Source organism: Mesorhizobium sp. M1142 (genome assembly GCF_040318565.1).
In the GTDB taxonomy this organism is placed as follows: domain Bacteria; phylum Pseudomonadota; class Alphaproteobacteria; order Rhizobiales; family Rhizobiaceae; genus Mesorhizobium.
In genome coordinates this window covers 40,499-58,714 of the sequence record NZ_JAMYMK010000013.1, presented here as the reverse complement: position 1 = coordinate 58,714, position 18,216 = coordinate 40,499, and the positions used below count along the sequence as shown (strand labels likewise).

The 18,216-nt window shown below is 63.7% G+C and carries 18 protein-coding genes; 4 read left to right on the top strand and 14 right to left on the bottom strand.

The window, feature by feature from the left end; translation table 11 throughout:
- From NKH42_RS21085 to NKH42_RS21070, 4 genes are all read left to right on the top strand, one after another.
- On the top strand, positions 1 to 1,005 hold the full coding sequence (locus NKH42_RS21085; RefSeq protein ID WP_254820526.1) for a xanthine dehydrogenase family protein molybdopterin-binding subunit: 1,005 nt from the start codon (positions 1 to 3) through the stop codon (positions 1,003 to 1,005).
- 69 nt (positions 1,006 to 1,074) lie between these two features.
- Complete coding sequence (locus NKH42_RS21080; protein ID WP_352505515.1) at positions 1,075 to 1,911, top strand: AAA family ATPase; 837 nt, start codon at positions 1,075 to 1,077, stop codon at positions 1,909 to 1,911.
- Positions 1,908 to 3,041 (top strand): vWA domain-containing protein, encoded by a 1,134-nt coding sequence (locus NKH42_RS21075; protein WP_352505514.1) that lies wholly within the window; start codon positions 1,908 to 1,910, stop codon positions 3,039 to 3,041. Before NKH42_RS21080 ends, NKH42_RS21075 begins: the two co-directional genes overlap by 4 nt.
- Positions 3,041 to 3,928 carry an amidohydrolase family protein gene (locus tag NKH42_RS21070; RefSeq protein ID WP_352752312.1) on the top strand — a complete coding sequence of 296 codons (888 nt, stop codon included), beginning with the start codon at positions 3,041 to 3,043 and terminating at the stop codon, positions 3,926 to 3,928. The genes NKH42_RS21075 and NKH42_RS21070 overlap by 1 nt, the downstream gene beginning before the upstream one ends.
- An 85-nt stretch (positions 3,929 to 4,013) precedes the next feature.
- Here NKH42_RS21070 and NKH42_RS21065 read toward each other — a convergent pair whose 3' ends face one another.
- From NKH42_RS21065 to NKH42_RS21000, 14 genes are all read right to left on the bottom strand, one after another.
- Positions 4,014 to 5,453 (bottom strand): DHA2 family efflux MFS transporter permease subunit, encoded by a 1,440-nt coding sequence (locus NKH42_RS21065; RefSeq protein WP_352505664.1) that lies wholly within the window; start codon positions 5,451 to 5,453, stop codon positions 4,014 to 4,016.
- A gap of 226 nt (positions 5,454 to 5,679) precedes the next feature.
- On the bottom strand, positions 5,680 to 6,480 hold the full coding sequence (locus NKH42_RS21060) for a 3-methyl-2-oxobutanoate hydroxymethyltransferase (RefSeq protein ID WP_352687462.1): 801 nt from the start codon (positions 6,478 to 6,480) through the stop codon (positions 5,680 to 5,682).
- Between the two features lie 37 nt (positions 6,481 to 6,517).
- Positions 6,518 to 6,832, bottom strand: a complete 315-nt coding sequence (locus NKH42_RS21055) for a MocE family 2Fe-2S type ferredoxin (RefSeq protein ID WP_352505512.1) — start codon at positions 6,830 to 6,832, stop codon at positions 6,518 to 6,520.
- Between the two features lie 42 nt (positions 6,833 to 6,874).
- The gene (locus NKH42_RS21050) at positions 6,875 to 7,963 is read right to left on the bottom strand and encodes a fatty acid desaturase family protein (RefSeq protein WP_352505511.1); all 1,089 of its coding nucleotides are present in this window, start codon (positions 7,961 to 7,963) and stop codon (positions 6,875 to 6,877) included.
- A gap of 91 nt (positions 7,964 to 8,054) precedes the next feature.
- Positions 8,055 to 9,236 carry an aldose 1-epimerase family protein gene (locus NKH42_RS21045; protein ID WP_352686245.1) on the bottom strand — a complete coding sequence of 394 codons (1,182 nt, stop codon included), beginning with the start codon at positions 9,234 to 9,236 and terminating at the stop codon, positions 8,055 to 8,057.
- A 34-nt stretch (positions 9,237 to 9,270) separates the two neighbouring features.
- Positions 9,271 to 10,053 carry an ATP-binding cassette domain-containing protein gene (locus NKH42_RS21040; RefSeq protein WP_352505663.1) on the bottom strand — a complete coding sequence of 261 codons (783 nt, stop codon included), beginning with the start codon at positions 10,051 to 10,053 and terminating at the stop codon, positions 9,271 to 9,273.
- On the bottom strand, positions 10,050 to 11,054 hold the full coding sequence (locus tag NKH42_RS21035) for an ABC transporter permease (protein ID WP_245274659.1): 1,005 nt from the start codon (positions 11,052 to 11,054) through the stop codon (positions 10,050 to 10,052). The genes NKH42_RS21040 and NKH42_RS21035 overlap by 4 nt, the downstream gene beginning before the upstream one ends.
- Before the next feature lie 61 nt (positions 11,055 to 11,115).
- Positions 11,116 to 12,057: a sugar ABC transporter substrate-binding protein gene (locus NKH42_RS21030; RefSeq protein WP_352974397.1), complete on the bottom strand. Its 942-nt coding sequence runs from the start codon at positions 12,055 to 12,057 to the stop codon at positions 11,116 to 11,118.
- A 37-nt stretch (positions 12,058 to 12,094) separates the two neighbouring features.
- The gene (locus NKH42_RS21025) at positions 12,095 to 13,009 is read right to left on the bottom strand and encodes a sugar phosphate isomerase/epimerase family protein (protein WP_352505508.1); all 915 of its coding nucleotides are present in this window, start codon (positions 13,007 to 13,009) and stop codon (positions 12,095 to 12,097) included.
- 26 nt (positions 13,010 to 13,035) lie between these two features.
- Positions 13,036 to 14,124, bottom strand: a complete 1,089-nt coding sequence (locus NKH42_RS21020; RefSeq protein ID WP_352687650.1) for a Gfo/Idh/MocA family protein — start codon at positions 14,122 to 14,124, stop codon at positions 13,036 to 13,038.
- Between the two features lie 50 nt (positions 14,125 to 14,174).
- Entirely contained in the window at positions 14,175 to 15,236 is a 1,062-nt protein-coding gene (locus tag NKH42_RS21015; RefSeq protein WP_352505507.1) for an ABC transporter ATP-binding protein, read from the bottom strand.
- Between the two features lies 1 nt (position 15,237).
- Positions 15,238 to 16,329 (bottom strand): ABC transporter ATP-binding protein, encoded by a 1,092-nt coding sequence (locus tag NKH42_RS21010; protein ID WP_352505506.1) that lies wholly within the window; start codon positions 16,327 to 16,329, stop codon positions 15,238 to 15,240.
- Positions 16,329 to 17,288, bottom strand: coding sequence for a carbohydrate ABC transporter permease (locus NKH42_RS21005; RefSeq protein ID WP_352505504.1), 960 nt, complete (start codon positions 17,286 to 17,288; stop codon positions 16,329 to 16,331). Before NKH42_RS21005 ends, NKH42_RS21010 begins: the two co-directional genes overlap by 1 nt.
- Positions 17,285 to 18,145, bottom strand: a complete 861-nt coding sequence (locus NKH42_RS21000; protein WP_254820511.1) for a carbohydrate ABC transporter permease — start codon at positions 18,143 to 18,145, stop codon at positions 17,285 to 17,287. The genes NKH42_RS21005 and NKH42_RS21000 overlap by 4 nt, the downstream gene beginning before the upstream one ends.
- Positions 18,146 to 18,216 lie beyond the last annotated feature (71 nt).

Below are 18,216 nucleotides of genomic sequence, written 5' to 3'. Positions count from 1 at the left end.
ATGGCGATCAGGCGCGGACGCGGCGTTGCCGCGATCAACTATCCGACCGGCATGAATCTCGGCGGCGACCCGACCCAGGCGCTGGTTCATTCGACGCCGACCGGCAATTTCATGGTGACGCTGTCGAGTGTCGACCTTGGCCAAGGCATGAAGCAGATCATGGCGCAGATCTGCGCCGAGACGATCGGCGTGCCGACCGACCGTGTCGTCGTAGACACCGCCGACACCGACACTGGTCCGCACTGCATGGGCACCTTCGCCTCGCGTGGCACGCACCGCGCCGGCAACGCGGTCATCCAGGCGGCCAGGGAAGCCCGCCAGGTGATGTTGGAAGTAGCGGCCGAGGAGCTGGAGGTGAATGCGTCGGACCTCGAGACTGATGGCCAGGGCAACATCCTGGTCAAGGGCGCGCCGCAGAAATCGATCTCGATCTTCGATGTCGCGCTGTCGGCGCATTTCAAGCGCGGCCGCTCGATTTCCGGCCGCGGCATGTTTTTGATCCCCCGCTCCTATCCCGAAAAGGAAACCGGCGCGATGAAGCCGTCGACCTGCTACGCCCACGCCTGCACGGTTGCCGAGGTCGAGGTCGATGACGAGACCGGCGAAGTCACCGTGCTGACGGTGAAGAACGTCTTTGAGATCGGCCGCGCGCTGAACCCGAAAATGGTCGAGCAGCAGCTCGTCGGCGGTTCGTGGATGGGCATCAGCCATGCTCTCTACGAAACGACCGAGCCCTATTATCCCAACCGCGACCATGGCGGCACCGACTTCAACCAATATCTGATGCCGGGTCCTGGCGATCTCGCGCAAACCGAGATCATCGTGCTGGAGAGGCCCTCGGCCGACGGGCCGTACGGCGCCAAGGGGCCGGGCGAAATGTGCGCCAACCCGCAAATCCCGGCGGTGGCCAACGCCGTCTTCGACGCCGTCGGTGTTCGCATCGACACGCTGCCGATCACGCCGGAGCGCATCCTGCGGGCGCTGAAGGCGCAAGCATCGAACTGAGTGCTGGAAATGCCCAAGAGAAGCGCCCGGACTTCAAGCGCAGAGACAGTCGCGACCTCGCCGGAGGCGATGGCGTCCCGCCTCGCCGCCTCGCGCTATCTCGCCGATGAAAGCCTGGCCACCGCAATCTTCCTGGCGATCAGGCTGGGTAAGCCGCTGCTGCTCGAAGGCGCGCCCGGCGTCGGCAAGACCGAAGCGGCGAAGGCGATAGCCGAACTGCTCGGGCGCGATCTGGTGCGGCTGCAATGCTATGAAGGCATCGACGCCGCACATGCGCTATACGAGTGGAACTACCAGCGCCAGCTGCTCGCCATCCGCCATGCCGGCGAGCACGAGGTCGACATCTACGACGACCGTTTCCTGATCGCGCGGCCGCTGCTGCAGGTGCTGAAGGCGCCGGAAAAGCGCGTGCTGCTGGTCGACGAAATCGACCGTTCCGACCATGAATTCGAAGCGCTGCTGCTGGAGTTCCTGTCCGATTTCCAGATCAGCATTCCCGAGCGCGGCACCATTCGCACGACGGCGCAGCCGATCGTCATCCTGACCTCGAACCGCACCCGTGAGCTTGCCGAAGCGCTGCGGCGGCGCTGTGTCTATCACTGGATCACCTATCCCGACGCCATTCGCGAGGCCGAGATCATCATGCTGCGCGCCGGCGACGTCGCCGAGGCCACGGCGCGCGCCGTGGCTTCCGCCGTGCGCGACATCCGCGCGCGTCCGCTGGCCAAGCCGCCAGGCATCGCCGAGGCGGTCGAATGGGCCAATGCCGCCACCATCCTCGAAAAGGGCGGCAGCCCCTGGCCGGAAGCCTTCCGCCGCGCCATCGGCGTGCTGATCAAGGATGAGGAGGACCTTTCCTGCATCGCGCCCGAGCTCGGCAAGATTGTCGAGGAGGCGCTAGCGTGAGCGCGGCGGGCCTGCCTCAAGGGGCAGCACCCTTCCTCGGCTTCGGCCGGCTGCTGCGCCGCTACGGCTTCCCGGTGGCGCCCGAGCAGGTCTCCGGTTTCATGCAGGCGGTTACGCTGCTCGGCCCACGCTCGATGGCCGACGTCCGCGAAGCGGCCCTCGCCACGCTGGCGCCGCCGCCCGACCGCCGCGACGAATTCGAGGCGCATTTCCGGAGCCATTTCTACGGGGATGCCGCGGCGCTGGTCGAAGGCGACGCCGACGAGGAAGCCCGCATCAAGGACGACGGCAAAACCAGCAAACAAGAAATCGAAGTGGTCCGCCAGGAGGAAGGCGGCGAACTGTCTTCGGCCAGCGAACAGTTGAGCGTCCGCGAGTTCCAGCGCGATCGCGACGGGCTTGCCGCCTTCCGCCGCAAGCTCGCCACCGCTTTGCCCGCCCGCCGGTCCTTCCGCACCGTGCGCACGCATGCGCGCGGCAAGCTCGACCTGCGCCGCTCGCTGCGCGAAATCGTCAGTGCCGACGGCGATATCCCCTCGCCGCTGCTGCGCCGGCGGCAGACAGTGCCGCGCAAGCTTCTCATCCTGATCGACGTGTCGGGCTCGATGAAGCACTACACATCGGACTATCTCAAGCTGGCACACGCGGCGGTGCAAGGCGCCGACCGGGCGGAGGTCTTCACTTTCGGCACACGGCTGACCCGCATCACCTCGGCGCTGCGTATTCGCGACCGCGACCAGGCGCTGGCCCGCGCCGCTGCCCAGGTCGACGACTGGGACGGCGGCACCCGCATGGGTCCAACGCTGCTAGCCTTCCTCTCGGTGCCGCGCTTCTCCGCCTTTGCACGCGGAGCGGCAATCGTCATCCTGTCGGATGCGCTCGAGCGCGGCGATCATGCCGAGCTGGAAATGGCGATGCGCCGGCTGCTTGCCCGCGCCTTCCGACTCTCCCTGGCGACGCCGTTGGCCGGCGATCCGCGTTTCCAGCCGGCAACGGCAGCACTTCGCGCCATCCTGCCGATGCTCGACGACCTGGTCGACGGCTCGTCCATCGCGGGCCTCACCGATTTCATCCTGTCGCTCGCCCGCCCCGCCCCCGTGGCCGCGGCAATCTGGAAGAGGGTTTCGTGATGCAGAAGGCGATCGACGCGCATTTCCACATCTGGCGCCAAAAGGACCAGCCGTGGCTGGTCGGGCCGATGGTCCCGCGCATCTTTGGCCCCTACGAGCCGATCCGCCGCGACTATCCGATCGAGGAATTCCTTGCCGACCAGAAAGGCTCGGGCGTCGAGAAGGCGGTCTATGTCCAGACCAACTGGGCCAAGGAGGATTTCGAGAACGAGGTCGCCTTCCTGCAGAAGACCGCGGAAGAAACCGGCTGGCCGCACGCCATCGTCGGCTATGCCGACATGACCGTGGACGACGTGCGTTCCCAGATCGACCGGCTGATCAAATACCCGCTGCTGCGCGGCGTGCGCATGCAGCTGCACTGGCACGAAACGCCGGCCTTCCGCTTCGCCGCCTCGGCCGATCAGATCATCGACCCGAAGGTGCGGGCTAATGTCGCGCGGCTCAAGGATTACGGCCTGTCCTTCGACCTGCAGCTTTTCCCCGCCCAGATGAAGGATGGGCTGACGCTCGTCGGCGAGAACCCCGAGACCAATTTCATTCTCACCCACGCCGGCATGCTGACCGGCATGGAGCCCGAAACCACCGAGGCCTGGAAGGCAGGGCTGCGCACGCTGTCAGCGGCGCCCAACCTCTATGCAAAGCTGTCCGGCCTCGGCACCTTCGTCCACCGTAACGATCCGGCGCTCATCGGCTATATCGTCGACAATGCCATCGACATCCTCGGCAGCGATCATCTGACGTTCGGCTCGAACTTCCCGATCGAGAAACTGTGGACCAGCCACGCCGAGCTGATCAGGGCGCACCGGCAGGCCGTGGCAAAACACGGCGCGACCGCCGAGGCGGATGTCTTTTGGAACACGGCGGAGAAGATATATCGGCCGGTGTAGCGCCGCCCTTTTCTTCTCCCCTTGTTGTGGGAGAAGGAAAAGCTCCCCGCCTCCGCCGACACAGGACGGACAACTGCGGCCGATTTCAGCTCCGCAAAACATGGCCCGAGACCTCGGCGCCGGCAGCGTTCGGCAACGCCAGGAAGCGACACGAGGCGACGAGCCCGATTGCGCCGATCGCCAGGAAGGCAAGTCGGAAGTCGATCAGATCGAGCGCCGCAGCGCCCCTGGCGATCTGCGACAGGTTGAGCAGTGCCGCCGCCACCGCCACGCCGAACAGCATCGCCACCTGTTGCAGCATGCTGGACAATGTCGCCGCCGAGCTGCGCTGCGGTGAGGCCACATCGGCGAAGGCCAGTGTGTTGAGCGCGGTAAACTGCATCGAACGCGACAGTCCGGCGATCAGCATCAGGACCACCACCAACGCTTGCGGCGTCTGCGGCGAAAGCGCCGCGCAGGCCATGATCGACAAGGAGGCGATCACCCCGTTGACGATCAGCACCGAACGGAAGCCGAAGCGCCTCAGCGTCGGCGTCGTCACCGCCTTCATGCCGAGATTGCCGAAGAAATAGGCCAGGATCATCACGCCCGCATCGATTGGGCTCAGTCCGAAGCCGACCTGGAACAAAAGCGGCAGCAGGAACGGCGTGGCGTTGATGGCGATCCGGAAAATCGTGCCGGCCGACAGCGTCGAGATGGCGAAGGTCTGCACCTTGAAAGCTGTGAGATCGAGCAGCGGATGGTTGGCGCGTCGCAGATGCCGCACAGCCAGCCAGCCGACCAAAATGCCCGTGCCGAGCAGTGCCACGGTTGGCAAGGCACCGTCTTGCGGATGCGCGATGCGCTCGAGGCCGTAGAGCATCGAGGCGAGCCCCACCGAGGTCAGCAGGAAGCCCGGCCAGTCGAGCGGCTTGGCTCCGGCTTCGCGGTCGCCGGGAATAAAGCGGGCGACCAGCGCCAAACCGGCAACCCCAAGCGGGATGTTGATGAAGAAATTCCAGTGCCAGGAGAAATAAGTGGTGATGAAGCCGCCAAGCACCGGCCCGACCACCGGCGCAAACAGCGCCGGCCAGGTGATCAGCGCCGTGGCGTTGAGAAGCTCGGATTTCGGCGCATTGCGCAGCACCAGGATGCGGCCGACCGGCGTCATCAGCGCGCTGCCCAGGCCCTGCACCGCGCGGGCGGCAACGAACTCGGCCAGGTTCTGCGAGATGCCGCAAACGAGCGAGGCCAATGTAAACAGGGCGATCGCAACGAGGAAGATGTTGCGCGCGCCAAAACGGTCGGCGAGCCAGCCGGACAGCGGCACGAACACCGCCATGGTCAGCATATAGACGGTGATGCCGATGCTCATCGCCACCGCCGCCACGCCGAAGGATTCTCCCATCTGCGGCAGCGAGGTCGAGATGATGGTCGAATCCAGAAGCTGCATGAAAAAGGCGACGGCGACGATCAGCGCCACCCGCCGGGCTTGCCGCGCCGTCGCGGTTTCCGGCAAGGCTTTGTTTTCGGGAATGGCGGTCATGCGCAGAACTGTCCGAAGGGGAATTTTCACCCGCTCCATCAGCAACCGCGCAATTGTCCGGCAAACCGATGACGCACCGGTTTCAACAGCATCTGGCCGGTGCCGTCCAGACCTGGTCCAACAAACTTTCGTGTGGCATCGCAGCCGGCCAAGCGATGACCTGGCCCTGGCGCCGAACCGGCTTTTTACGATCCGCGATGGCGCTTCGCGCCGCAGGCGGCGTGTCTCATGCGGCTTCGATCTTCTCCATAAACAGGCTGAGCTGGTCCGGGTCCATGTGCACGACGTGCCTGTCTTCGGGATAGGCCAGGCTGTTCACATCGGCGACATATTCGGAGAAGGCAGCGACGCGTTCGGCCTGCAGGCGATCGTATTCGGCGGCGAAATTGCGATAGACCTTGGAATGGCGCGGCATGTGGCCACGGTTCTGGCCGAGGATGTCGTCGGCGAACAGGTATTGCGCATCGCAGCCGGTGCCCGCCCCCATCGACAGCATGATCAGCGACGTCCGCTCCGAAATCGCCTTGGCCACCTCGACCGGCACCACCTCGATCTCGGCGCCGATCGCGCCGGCGGCCTCCAGTTGCTTCACCGCGTCGAACACCTGCATGGCGGTATCGGCGGTCTTGCCGACGGCCTTGAAGCCGCCAGTCCAGGTGGCGCGTGACGGGATGAGACCGACATGGCCGATTACCGGAATGGCATCGTCGGCCATCCGCTTGATGGTGGCGTAGCCGGCGCTGCAATAGACCGCATCGGCGCTGGCCTTGTAGAGCCGAAACGCCCAGCGGACGAAATCATCTGCTGTGCCGATCTCGAAGAAATTCTCGCCCGGCATGGTGAACAGGCTGGGTGCCGCATCGCGGTATTGCGGATTGAGCACGAGCTCCGGCGGCACCGAGACGATATCGACGCCGGCGCGTTCGGCGGCCTCGGCCTCGTCCATCGTCAGCACGCGCAGCATCGTCAGCTGCCGCTTGCCCTTCATGGCACGCAGGTCTGCGACGGTCGGTCTTTTCCGGCTCATGGATTCTGGTCCCCTTTGCTACGTGACAGAAGGCCGGTCAGGCGATCTGGATCATCACCTTGCCAGCTTCCACCTTGACGGGATAGGTCTGCAGATTGACACAGACGGGAGCCCCTTTGGCCTGGCCGGTTTTGTAATTGAAGCGGCCATTGTGCTTTGGGCATTCGATGATGTCGTCCATCACAAGCCCGTCGGCCAGATGCGCCTTCTCATGCGTACAAAACCCGTCGGTGGCGAAGAATTGATCGTCCGGCGAACGGTAGATCGCGAAGGTGCGGCCGCCATGGTCGAAGCGGATGACGTCTTCCTCGTCGACATCGTCCACGGCGCACGCTTCGACCCAATCGGCCATCTCTGCTTCTCCCGAAATTTCTGCGTTGCGCTGCTGCGGTGCCTATTCAGCCGCCGCCGACATGTTCACTTCGTGGAACTCGCCACGATAGGGCCTGGCCGTTGGCGGCAGTTCGCGCTTGAGGAAATAATCCTCGTACTTGAGCTGCCTGAGCAGGACAGGCCAGACCTCGCGATAGGCATGCCATATCGACGGGTTCGGCTCCGGCAGATCGTGCTTGATCAGTTCGTGCAGCCTGGGCAGCGCGTGGTAAGGCACCATCGGAAACATGTGATGCTCGACGTGATAATTCATGTTCCAGTAGATAAACCGGCTGATCGGGTTCATGTATACGGTCCTGGTGTTGAGCCGGTGATCGACGACGTTGTCGGCCAGACCGATATGCTGCAGCAGGCCGGTCATCACCATGTGCCAGGTGCCGTAGAGGCGCGGCACGCCGATGAGCACCACCGGTATCCACGACCGCATGAAAAGGGCGAGTGCTATCGTGGCGATGTAGATGGCAATATGCCAGCGCGCCGCGATGACGGCCTTGTGCTGTTCCATCTCGGGAACGTAGCTTTTCTCGTCGGGCGTCAGCTTGCCGAACGCCTGGCGTACCAGTGCCGGAAGCGAATAGCGAAAATCGAGGATGCCGGTGAAAGCCAGCGCCGCACGCAAAAGGTCCGGCGGGCGCATCACGGCGATCTCGGCGTCGCGCCCGACGATGATGGTGTCGGTGTGGTGGCGGGCATGGCTCCAGCGCCAGGTCACCGGGTTGCGCATCAGCATGAAGCTGGCGATCTGGTAGACGACATCGTTCATCCAGCGCGTGCGGAAGGCAGTGCCATGGCCGCATTCGTGCCAGCGCGAGTCGCTGGACGAGCCGTAGAGCACGCCGTAGACGAAGAAGAACGGCACGCACCACCAGGTACCCCAGAAAAAGATGGCGCCAGCTGCGGAGCCGAGGATGGCGACGATCCAGATGATCGTGTCGCGGATCGCCGGGCCGTCCGAGCGCTGCATCAACTCCTTGATCGCCTTGCGGGGGACATCCGTGTGGTACCACTCCGCCGAGGCCAGTCCCGTCTCGATCGCCCTGCGCGTGCTTTCGCCGACCAGGCTGTAATCGCGCTTTACCGTGCCAGCCATTGTGACCTCCAATTCCCGATCGGCCGCCAACCCTCCCCGCTCCGGCCGGAACCAGCCTCCCAACTGGTGTCCCGTATCGTCTTCGCCATTATCACGACCTGCCTCCAAGAACAGGAAAACGGCCCGACGGCTGCGGATAATCCTGCTGCGGCTGCCTGGCGATTGCAGCGATCCGGCTTTCGGCGGCGGCGATCTCGCCGGCGCCGTCGAGGACCCGGAACGCCGCATCGTAGGAGCGGCTCTCGCCATGCTCCAGCCAGATCATCTCGCCGCGTTCGCGCGCCGCCAGATTGCCCAGCACATGATGCGTCGACGGCTCGATGCCCAGCGCGTACTGCCCGGCCTGGAAATTCTGCCATTCATAGGCGCAAGGCAACTGGTCCTTGCGCGTGACCACCTCGAAGCCAAGGCCGAGCCTGTCGTTGACCACCGCCACCGGGACTTCGCCGGTGCTGTCGGCGCCGAGTTCATGCTGCCAGACCTGTTCCTTGAATCCCGGTTGCGGCGCCGGCACCGTGCGGTAGCCGACCTTCTGCGCTTCATAGCGCTCGCCGGCATGCCCGGCCCAGACGACGTCGCGGATCGGCGCCAGGTAGCGCGATCCCTCGTCGAGCACCGGATGACTGACATTGATGTGGTAGAAATACATATGCGGCGTACGGTTGAAACCGTGATTGACGACACGGTCCGAAAGCCGGATCTCGTTGCCGCCGACATCGGCCTCGATCCGCCGCAGCAGGTGCAGATCCTCGCCGAATACAGTCGATTGCTGGACGATGCCTTCGGCCCACAACACGCAGCGGTCGCCGTCCCAGGTCTCGCCATAGCCGGTCAGCCGCGCTGGAATGGTGCTGACACGGCCGTGCAGCGAATGGCGTACCGTCTTCTTCGGCGGGTAGTTGTAGGTGTCGGCGGGTACCTCGTTCATGAACAATATATGGTCGAGGCCGCAGGTCAGCAGAAGGCCGGAAAACGACCGCGCCCACGCCAATCCCTCCTCGCCTTCATATTCGTGCAGGCCGGGATGGCGAAAACCGCTCGGCGAGTGCCAGCCGATCGCCTGGCCCCTGAAGTCGCAATCGGCGATATCGAGCGCCCGGTCGACCAGCGCGGTGAAGCGCAGGCCGGAGCCGGTGCGGAATTCGAGCATGCGGATGCCGCGCTCGACGCCGTCGCCAAGCGTCATCAGCCGCACGCCGGCGAACTGCGACAGCATGCCCGAGCGTTCCGAGACCTGCCGGCGCGACAGCGTCTTGCCGTAAAGCTCTACCATGTGACGGCCAGTTCTTTCACTTTGCTCCGGTCCTTCACTTCGCTCTCGTCTCCTTGAGCAGGGCCGATATGTCGGCACCGGTGATGATGCTTTCCACGGTCAGCAGATCGGTATCGGCGACCGTCTGCTCGGCGACGATCTCGCCGCGGCGCATGACGATGATGCGATCGGCGACCTGGAAGACGTGATGGATGTTGTGGGTGATCAAAAGCACCGAGTGACCGGCGTCGCGCACTTCCTTGACGAAGCGCAGCACGCCGTGCGTTTCCTCGACGCCGAGATTGTTGGTCGGCTCGTCGAGGATGATGACCTTGGCGGCGAACTGCATGGCGCGCGAGATGGCGATCGACTGACGCTCGCCGCCTGACAGCGTGCTGACCAGCGCATCGGCGTCGAGTTTCTTCGAGATGCCGACGCGCTTCAATAGAGCCGACGCAGCATCGCGCAATCGAGCGAGATCGAGCGGCGCGAACACGCCAAGCCATTTGAGATTGACCGGCTCGCGGCCGAGGAAAAGATTGCGCGCAATGCTGAGATCGGGAGCCAGCGAGGTGTCCTGGTGGATGGTCTCGATGCCGAGATCCATCGCATCGCGCGTCGAGCGGATGGAGACCTTCTGGCCGCGCACATAGATCTCGCCGCGATCGACCGGAAACACGCCCGAGATCGCCTTGATCAGCGTCGATTTGCCGGCGCCGTTGTCACCGAGCAAGGCCACCACTTCGCCCTCGTTGAGCGCGAAGGACGCGTTCTTCAGGGCGCGGACGCTGCCGAAGGATTTTTGCAAATTCTGCAGCCGAAGCACTTCCATGGTCAGCTCCTGGCGGCGTTCTTCTGCAGCAAAGCGTGCAGGATGAGCATGGCAAGGATGATGACGCCGACGAAGATGTTGTAGGCGAGCCCGGGCACGCCGATCAGCACGATGCCGTTGCGGATGCTGCGCAGCATCAGCGCGCCGACGATGGTGCCTAAAATGGTGCCGCGTCCACCGGTCAGCGCGGTGCCGCCAACCACCACCATGGCGATCACTTCGAGCTCGTACCCGGTGCCTGCCACCGGCGAGGCGGCAGAGATGCGGAAGGCGCTGATCATGCCGGCGAGACCGGCCAGCACCGAGGTCAGGATGAACAGCCAGATCTTGACCGCATCGGCCGGCACACCGCGCGCTACGGCGGCGTTACGGTTCGAGCCGATAGCGCTGATCCAGTTGCCGAGCTTGGCGTAGTGCAGCACATAGATCGCCAATAGCGACAGGCCGATGAACCACCACAGCGAGGTATAGAAACGGAACGTTCCGATATTGAAGCTGCCGGCCAGCAGCGTCACGAAGAAGCCTGGCTGGTTCCAGGATTTCAGCGGAAAGCCTTGGGTGATGTAAAGCGCTGCCCCACGCACGACGAGCAGCATCGACAGTGTCACCAGGAAGGACGAGATCCCGATCTTGGTGACGATCAGGCCGTTGATCGCACCGATCGCTATGCAGAGCAGCAGGCCGGCCAACAGCGCGACGCCAATATCAAACCCGCCGTTCTGCACCAGCAGCATGACGACGACCGGCGCCAGCCCGAACACGGCACCGACCGAAAGGTCGAACTCGCCCGCCGTCAGAAGCAGCGTCATGCCGAGTGCGATGATGCCGAGCTCGGGCAGGAACGCCATCATGTTGGAGATGTTGAGCGGCGACAGGAAATTCGCGTCGGCGATCGCGAACACCGCCAGCAGGACAATCAGGATGACGAGCGAAGAGAACTGCGGCGAGCGCATCAGGCTCGACCTGCGTTTGGCACGCGGCATTTCCTCTTCTGCGGCAATTGTCATGACAGTTCGAACCATACGCCAGGGTGACGCTCGCCGCCTGCGCGGCGAGCGTCAGTTTCAATCATTTGTTGTAGAGTTTCAGGATCGGTTCGACGCTCGAGGCGTCGTAGAGGCTGAACGTGTGAATGTCGTAGCCGATCGGTTCGCCCGCGGCGGCCAACCCGAGCAGCGCCACCGGCATGAAGCCCTGCGCTGACGGGAACTGCCAGGCAGCCGCTTTGATGAACCCAGACTTCACTGACTCGGCGGTTTCCTTCGAATTGCCCCAGCCGACGACCGGAATCTTGCCGGCCGGCACGCCGGCGCCGTCGAACACCCGCTTGACGCTGGCCGCGACGGAATCGCCGAGCGCGATGATCGCCGGCGGGTTGTTGGCGACCATGTAGTCGGTCATCTTGGCGATGATGCCGGCCGGATCGGTGCCGCAATCGACCACATCATATTTGATGCCGAGCGGATCGAAGACGCTGGCGATGCCTTCGGTCTCGAGCTGCTGGTAGCTGGCGCCCGGCACTTCGACCGGCAGGAACACTTTGTCGCCCTGCTTCACCATCTTGTGGTCGACCAGATATTTCGCCCAGATGACACCGGCTTCCTTAAGGTCGGCGCCGACATAGGCCTGCCGGCCGGTTGCCGGATCGTCGGTATTGAAGAACACGATCGGGATGCCGGCCGCCTTGGCTGCCTTGACCTCCTCGGTCCACAGGCCGGGCTGCGCCGAGGTGGTGGCGATGCCGTCCGGTTTGGCGGCAAGGGCCGAGTTGAAGGCCTCCTTCTGCGCCGCCATGTCGCCGCCGCTGAACGAGATCTTGCAGGTCACCTTGAGCTGGTCGCAGGCCTTGGGCGCGCCGGCATTCCAGTCGATCCAGAAGGCATCCGACGGGCCGCCATGCGACAGCAGGTAGAACGTCTTCTGGGCGTCCTGCGCCAGCGCCGGTGTACCCAGCGCCACACCGGCGAGAACCGTCGCCGCGGCAGCGATTTTCAACGCGAATTTCAACATTTCTCTTCCTCCCTTGTTTCGTAGCCGAACCGCGCCATCACAGTCCGTTGGCGCGGAATTTTCCGTCGAGGAATTTCTTGGCACGGGGCACGTCGTCTTCCGAAAGATGCTCGATGATGACCGGGATGTTTGGATGCTTTTCGGCCAGCCGCTTGAGATAGAGGTCGTAATTCAGCGAACCGAGGCCGGGGGCCGGCAGCTCGATCTCGCCGACGCCGCGGAAGGTGTGGCTCTCCAGCGCGTCCTCGTCGCCGATGTCTGCGTGTTTTTCCGACTTGTCGCCGCCGGAACGCTTGACGTCCTTGGCGTGGGCAATCTTGATCTTGTCGGCCAATGTGTCGAACACCTGGTTCAGGATCTGGTCCATCCTGTCGATGTTGTGCGTTTCGAAATAGTTGGTCGGGTCCATCAGCAGGCCGAGGCCTGGGTGGTCGACCTGCGCGAACATCCTCACCGTCTCTTCGACCGAGCCGACGACATTGTTGACATAGGTTTCGAGCAGGAAGACCGCGCCGTGGTCATAGGCGGTCTGGGCAAGGTCGGCGATGACCTTGCGGCATTCCTCAAAACCTTCCTCGGTCTTGTTCTTCGGGTGATGCACCCAGTCGGACTCGGTGTTGTAGGTACCGGTTTCCGAGATCACGTAAGGGGTGCCGAAATGGCGTGCGTTGCGGATGATCTCCTTCAAATAGCCGACGCGCCTCTCGCGCTCGCCCATATCCGGATGGATGATGTTGGTGTAGCCCGATACGCAGCAGATCGGCAGATTGTGATCGCGAAACGTATCGCGGACGGTCTTGGCCTTGTCCCTGGTGATCTGCCCGGCCGACAGATCTATGTCCTTGAAATGCAGGTCGAGCTGCACGGTGTTGAAATCGAGCGCACGGATCTTCTGCGCGGTTTCCTTGAGGCTATACGGGAAATAACCCGTGAAAATACCTGCCTGCATCATGGTGTGAAGTCCTCCCTGTAAGTAATTCAGTCAGTTGATATTTCGGAAAGTTTGACTGTCCGGCCCTTGTCGATCGAACGATAGCCGGCTTCGACCAGCGCCATAGTCTTGACGTTGTCGGCGACCGACAGCGCCGGCGGCTCGCCCGTCTTGACCGCGTGCTGGAGCTGCTCCATGACGCCGATGAAGGCATGCGGGAACCACATCGTGTCCCAGCTGGGTGTCACCCATTCACCACCGGTGGTCTCGGTCGAGGCGTAGGTCAGCGTCGAGGCAGCGCCAGTCGGCCAGCCGATGGTACCCTTGGCGACGCCCTTGGTGCCGTCGACGCGCCAATTGATGTGCTGGTCGTCCTTGTAGCCCTCCTGGCGCGGCCCGGACCAGACATCCTCCAGCGATACGGCGAGCACGCCGGACGGGAACTTGATCGTCGACACGGTGATGCCGTCCGAATGGTCGAAGCGGGTGCGCGGGTCCCTGCGGGTCAGGGTGGTGATCTCCAGGGGATCGCCGAACAGGAAGCGCAGTACGTCGAGATGATGGACGCTCATATTGGCGAGCGTCAGCCGGTCATAGTCCTCGAGGAAGCTCTGCCAGTGCGGGATCGCATGCATGTCGATCTGGGCGAAAACGATGTCGCCGAGCGCGCCGCTATCGATGACCTGCTTCAAGACGCGCATCGACTGGTCGTAACGCATGTTCTGGTTGACCGAGAGGATCTTGCCTGCCTTGGCCGCCTCGTCGCGAAGTTTGACGGCCTCTTCAAGGGACAGCGCCAATGGCTTCTGCGCCAGGATCGCCTTGATATGTGCCTGCTTCAGAGCATGGCGGATCAGCGCCGGCTGCTGGTCGGGCGGAAAGGCAAGGTCGATGATCTCGACGTTCTTGTCCTCGATGAGCTGTTCCGGCGTGTCATGGACGGTTGGGATATCCCAGCGTTTGGCGACCTTCTCGGCGCTGGCCTTGGTCCGCGAGGCAATCGCCACCACGGGGAAACCGGCTTCCTTGTAGGCGGCAAGGTGACATTCGGCCATGATCATGCCGGCGCCGACGCAGCCGATCCTGTATTCCCTGGTACGGACTTCGACGTCCGGCTCGAAGCCGTTGCCCGCCATTTCTTGGCTTGCCATATGTTCCTCCCGAAGCTCGTTCCTTGCCGCCGCCGTCATCTTGCCAGCGCTCCCCCGCTCTGTCCGAAATAATGCACCCTGCCGGGCTCGCAGGATATCGCCACCATCGCGTCCGGCCTGATGTCTGGCTGGCCGCGCAACAGCGCCCGCAGACGCGCCTGCCCGGCGGCGAGCGTCACAACGGTGTAGCCGCCGAGCGGCTCGACCTCGAACACTCGCGCCGGGCGGCCCGCGCCCCCCTCCGACCAGGCCTTGACCTTGATGTCTTCCGGCCTGAGTCCAATTTCCACGGCATCGGCCGGGGCGCCGGTATCCGCGATGCGGATCGTGCCTTCCGCCGCCTCCACGCCTTCGGCGCCGTGCACCGACTTCAATATGTTCATCATCGGCGACCCGAGCAGCCGCGCCACATAGGTGCTGGCTGGCCGGTCATAGATCTCGGCCGGCGCGCCGATCTGCCTGATCTTGCCGTTCTCCAGAATGGCCATTCGGTCGGCGACCGACATCGCTTCTTCCTGGTCGTGCGTGACATAGATCAGCGTCTTGCCGAGCTCGCGCTGGATGCGCTTCAGCTCGACCCGCGTTTCCTCGCGCAGCCGGGCGTCGAGCGCCGAAATCGGGTCGTCCATCAGATAGGCGGCCGGGTCGCGCACCAGCGCACGGGCGATCGCCACGCGCTGCCGCTCGCCGCCTGAAAGCTGTGCCGGCGGCTTGTGCAGGATATGGCCGATATGCAGCTTGGCCGCGACGTCGGCGACGCGCTTTTCGATCTCGGCTTCGGCGACCCGGCGTTCGACCAGCGGAAAGCGGATGTTGGCGCGCGCGCTCATATGCGGAAACAGCGCCAAATTCTGGAACACCATGGCGACGTTGCGCTCGGCCGGCGACACCGTGTTGACCGGCTTTCCGCCGATCAGGATCTCGCCCGCGTCCGGGGTTTCCAGCCCGAGCACCAGACGCAGTATCGTCGACTTGCCCGACAGCGGCGGCCCGAAGAAGCAGAAGAACTCATTGTCGTTGACAGTGAACGAGGCGTCGTCGACGGCGAGCGTGTTGCCGTAGCGTTTTGTCACATTATGGAAAACGATATCGGCCATCTCAACCTGCTCTCAATGCAAGACCGGTGGCGGCGTCGAAGACGCGCACCGCCTCCGCCGCCGGCGCGACGACAGCTGTCTGCCCGATCGCCAGCCCGACATCATTGTCGAACACCGCCTTCACCGCAGTCTCGCCGTCGCCAAGGTGGATGATGGTGCGCGCGCCGATCCGCTCGACGAAACTCACCGGCATGGACAGGCCACGGCCACCTTCAGCCAGCGTCACCTGCTCCGGTCGAAAGCCATAAAACACCTCGCCGCGCATCCTGCGTACGGCATCGGCGATCTCGACCGGCAGCGGCGGTGTCACGCCGAGCGGGCCGAGATCGATGACCAGACCACGGTCGCTTTCCGCCGGCCTGCCCTTGAGCAGGTTCATGCCCGGCGCGCCGATAAAGCGGGCGACGAAGACATTGGCCGGATTGTTATAGACCTCGAGCGGCGTGCCGACCTGCTGCAGCACGCCGTGGTCCATCACCGCGATGCGGTCGGCCATGGTCATTGCTTCAAGCTGATCGTGGGTGACGTAGACCATGGTCTGCCGGAACTGCCGCTGCAACTGCTTCAGTTCGGTCCGCATCACCGCCCGGAAGGCGGCATCGACATTGGACAGCGGCTCGTCGAGCAGGAAGATCGCCGGCTCCATGATCGCCGAACGGCCGATCGCCACCCGCTGCAATATGTTGACCGACAGTCTGTCCGCCTTGCGGTCGAGCAGCGGCGTCAGTTGCAGCATCTCGGCAATGGCGCCGACACGGCGGCCGATCTCGGCCTTTGGTGCGCCGCGCATTTTCGGCCCGTAGGCGAGGTTCTGCCGCACGCTCATATGAGTGAAGATCGCATAGTTCTGGAAGACGAAGCCGACGCCGCGCCGCCCCATCGGCACGCCGGCCATGTCGCGCTCGCCGAACAGGATCTTGCCGCTGGTAGGCTCTTCCATGCCGGCGATCATGTTCATCGTCGTCGACTTGCCGCAGCCGGACGGCCCCAGCAGCGCCATGAACTCGCCATCGGCAATGGCCAGATCCATCGTCTTCAGCGCGGTGAAATCGCCAAATTTCTTGACCAGGTTCTGCAGATGGATGGTGCTCATCAGGCCGCCACCTCGCGTACCCGAGCCATGCGTTTCATGGCAAACACCGCGGCGATGGACAGCACGATCAATATGGCCAGCGCGATTGCCGCCACATAGCCCCAGATCAGGTCCTGGGTGGTGAGCTTGTAGATGTAAACGGAGATGGTTTCGGTAGCGACGCCAGGACCGCCGCCGGTCATGATGTAGAGCGTGTCGAAGATCTTGAAGTTCTCGATCACCCTGATCGCCAGCGCGATGATGATGATCGTCTTCATCTTCGGCAGCACGATGGTGATGAATCGCTGCCAGGGGTTGGCACCGAGCAGCGTCGCCGCCTTGATCTGGTCCTCAGGCACGCCGACCAGGCCGGCAAGCAGGATCAGGAACATCAGCGGCGTCCACTGCCAGATATCGGCGACCATGACGGCGATGAGCGCCAGCGTCGGGTCCGACAGCCAGGCGATGGTGACGGGAAAGCCTGAGATCGCCGACAGGATGTCGTTGACCGGGCCGCCCGACTGAAACAGCATGAAGAACATGTAGCCGGCCACCGCCGGCACCACCATCATCGGCATCAAGAGGATCGAGTAGAAGATCCGCTTGCCGGGGAACTCGTCCGCAAACAGTGTCGCGAGCGCCAAGCCGAGCAGGAACTCCGCCGGCACGCAGACGATCATGACGATGGCCGTGCGCTTCAGCGCACTCCAGAAGCGCGCATCGGCGGCAAGATCGGTGTAGTTGGCGAAACTGTTCCACATCGACCAGGCGTTCCACCAGCCGGTGCCCGACAGCGGCGACCAGTCGGTCAGGCTGATGTAGAGCTGCATCAGGAGCGGAAAGACGGCGATGAACAGCACCAGGATCTGCGCCGGCAGCGTCAGCCGAAAGCCGAGCTTTGCGCCCTCGTCCGGCAGCACCGACGCCGCTTTGGAGGCTTGCATGTCGCCCTCCGAAATCGTCGCAGTCACCGCGCTCATTGCTTGAGCGCCCCGAAGGTCAGCCCGCGCACCAGATGGCGCTGGATGGCGATGCCCATGATGACAGGCGGCACTGCGGCTATCAGGCCGAGCGCTGCCTTGGCGCCGTAGAGTTGGCCGGTCATCGAGGAGGACAGCGAGGCCATGTAGACGGGGACCGTCACCCATTCGCGCGTCGTCAGAAGCAGCGCAATCAGATAGTCCGACCAGTTGAGGATGAAGACGAACAGCGCGGCACTGGCCAGCGGCGCGCGCATCATCGGCAGCGTGATGCGCGTGAAGACGCGCCACCGCGAACAGCCCTCGACCAGTGCCGCCTCCTCGATCTCGCGCGGCATGTCGTCGAAGAAGGTCTTCATCAGCCAGAAGGCGAAAGGCAGCGTGACGATGCCGTAGATCAACGACAGCCCCCACCAGCTGTCGGTGAAATTGAGGAAGGCCCACATGATCATCACCGGGGTCATGACCGCCATTGGCGGAAACAGGCGAAGCTGGATCAGCGCCAGCGGCAGGTTCTGGCCCGAGCCGAAGCGCGACAGCCCGTAGGCCGCCGCGGTGCCCGCCGACATGGCGATTGCCGTACCGAATGTGGCCGACAGCAGCGACGACAGGATCGGCTTCAAAGCTGTGCGGTCGAGGGCGACGATCAGATTGTTGGTCGACTCACCGAAGACGAAGCGGAAATTGCTGAGTGTCGGGTTCTTCGGCCACCATGTCAGGTCGGCGCCGGTCGCCGACCATTCGGCGATCGGCTTGAACGCCATCGACACCATCCACAGGATCGGCACCAGCGTCACCGCCATCGCCGCAAGGATCGCGGCATAGCGGAATATCTCGAAAGGAACTGAACGCTTCATCTTGCGGCTTTGCTGGGTCCTTCGTTGCCGAGGGGAAGAGCGACCGCTCCTCCCCTTCTTGGTAGGATCCT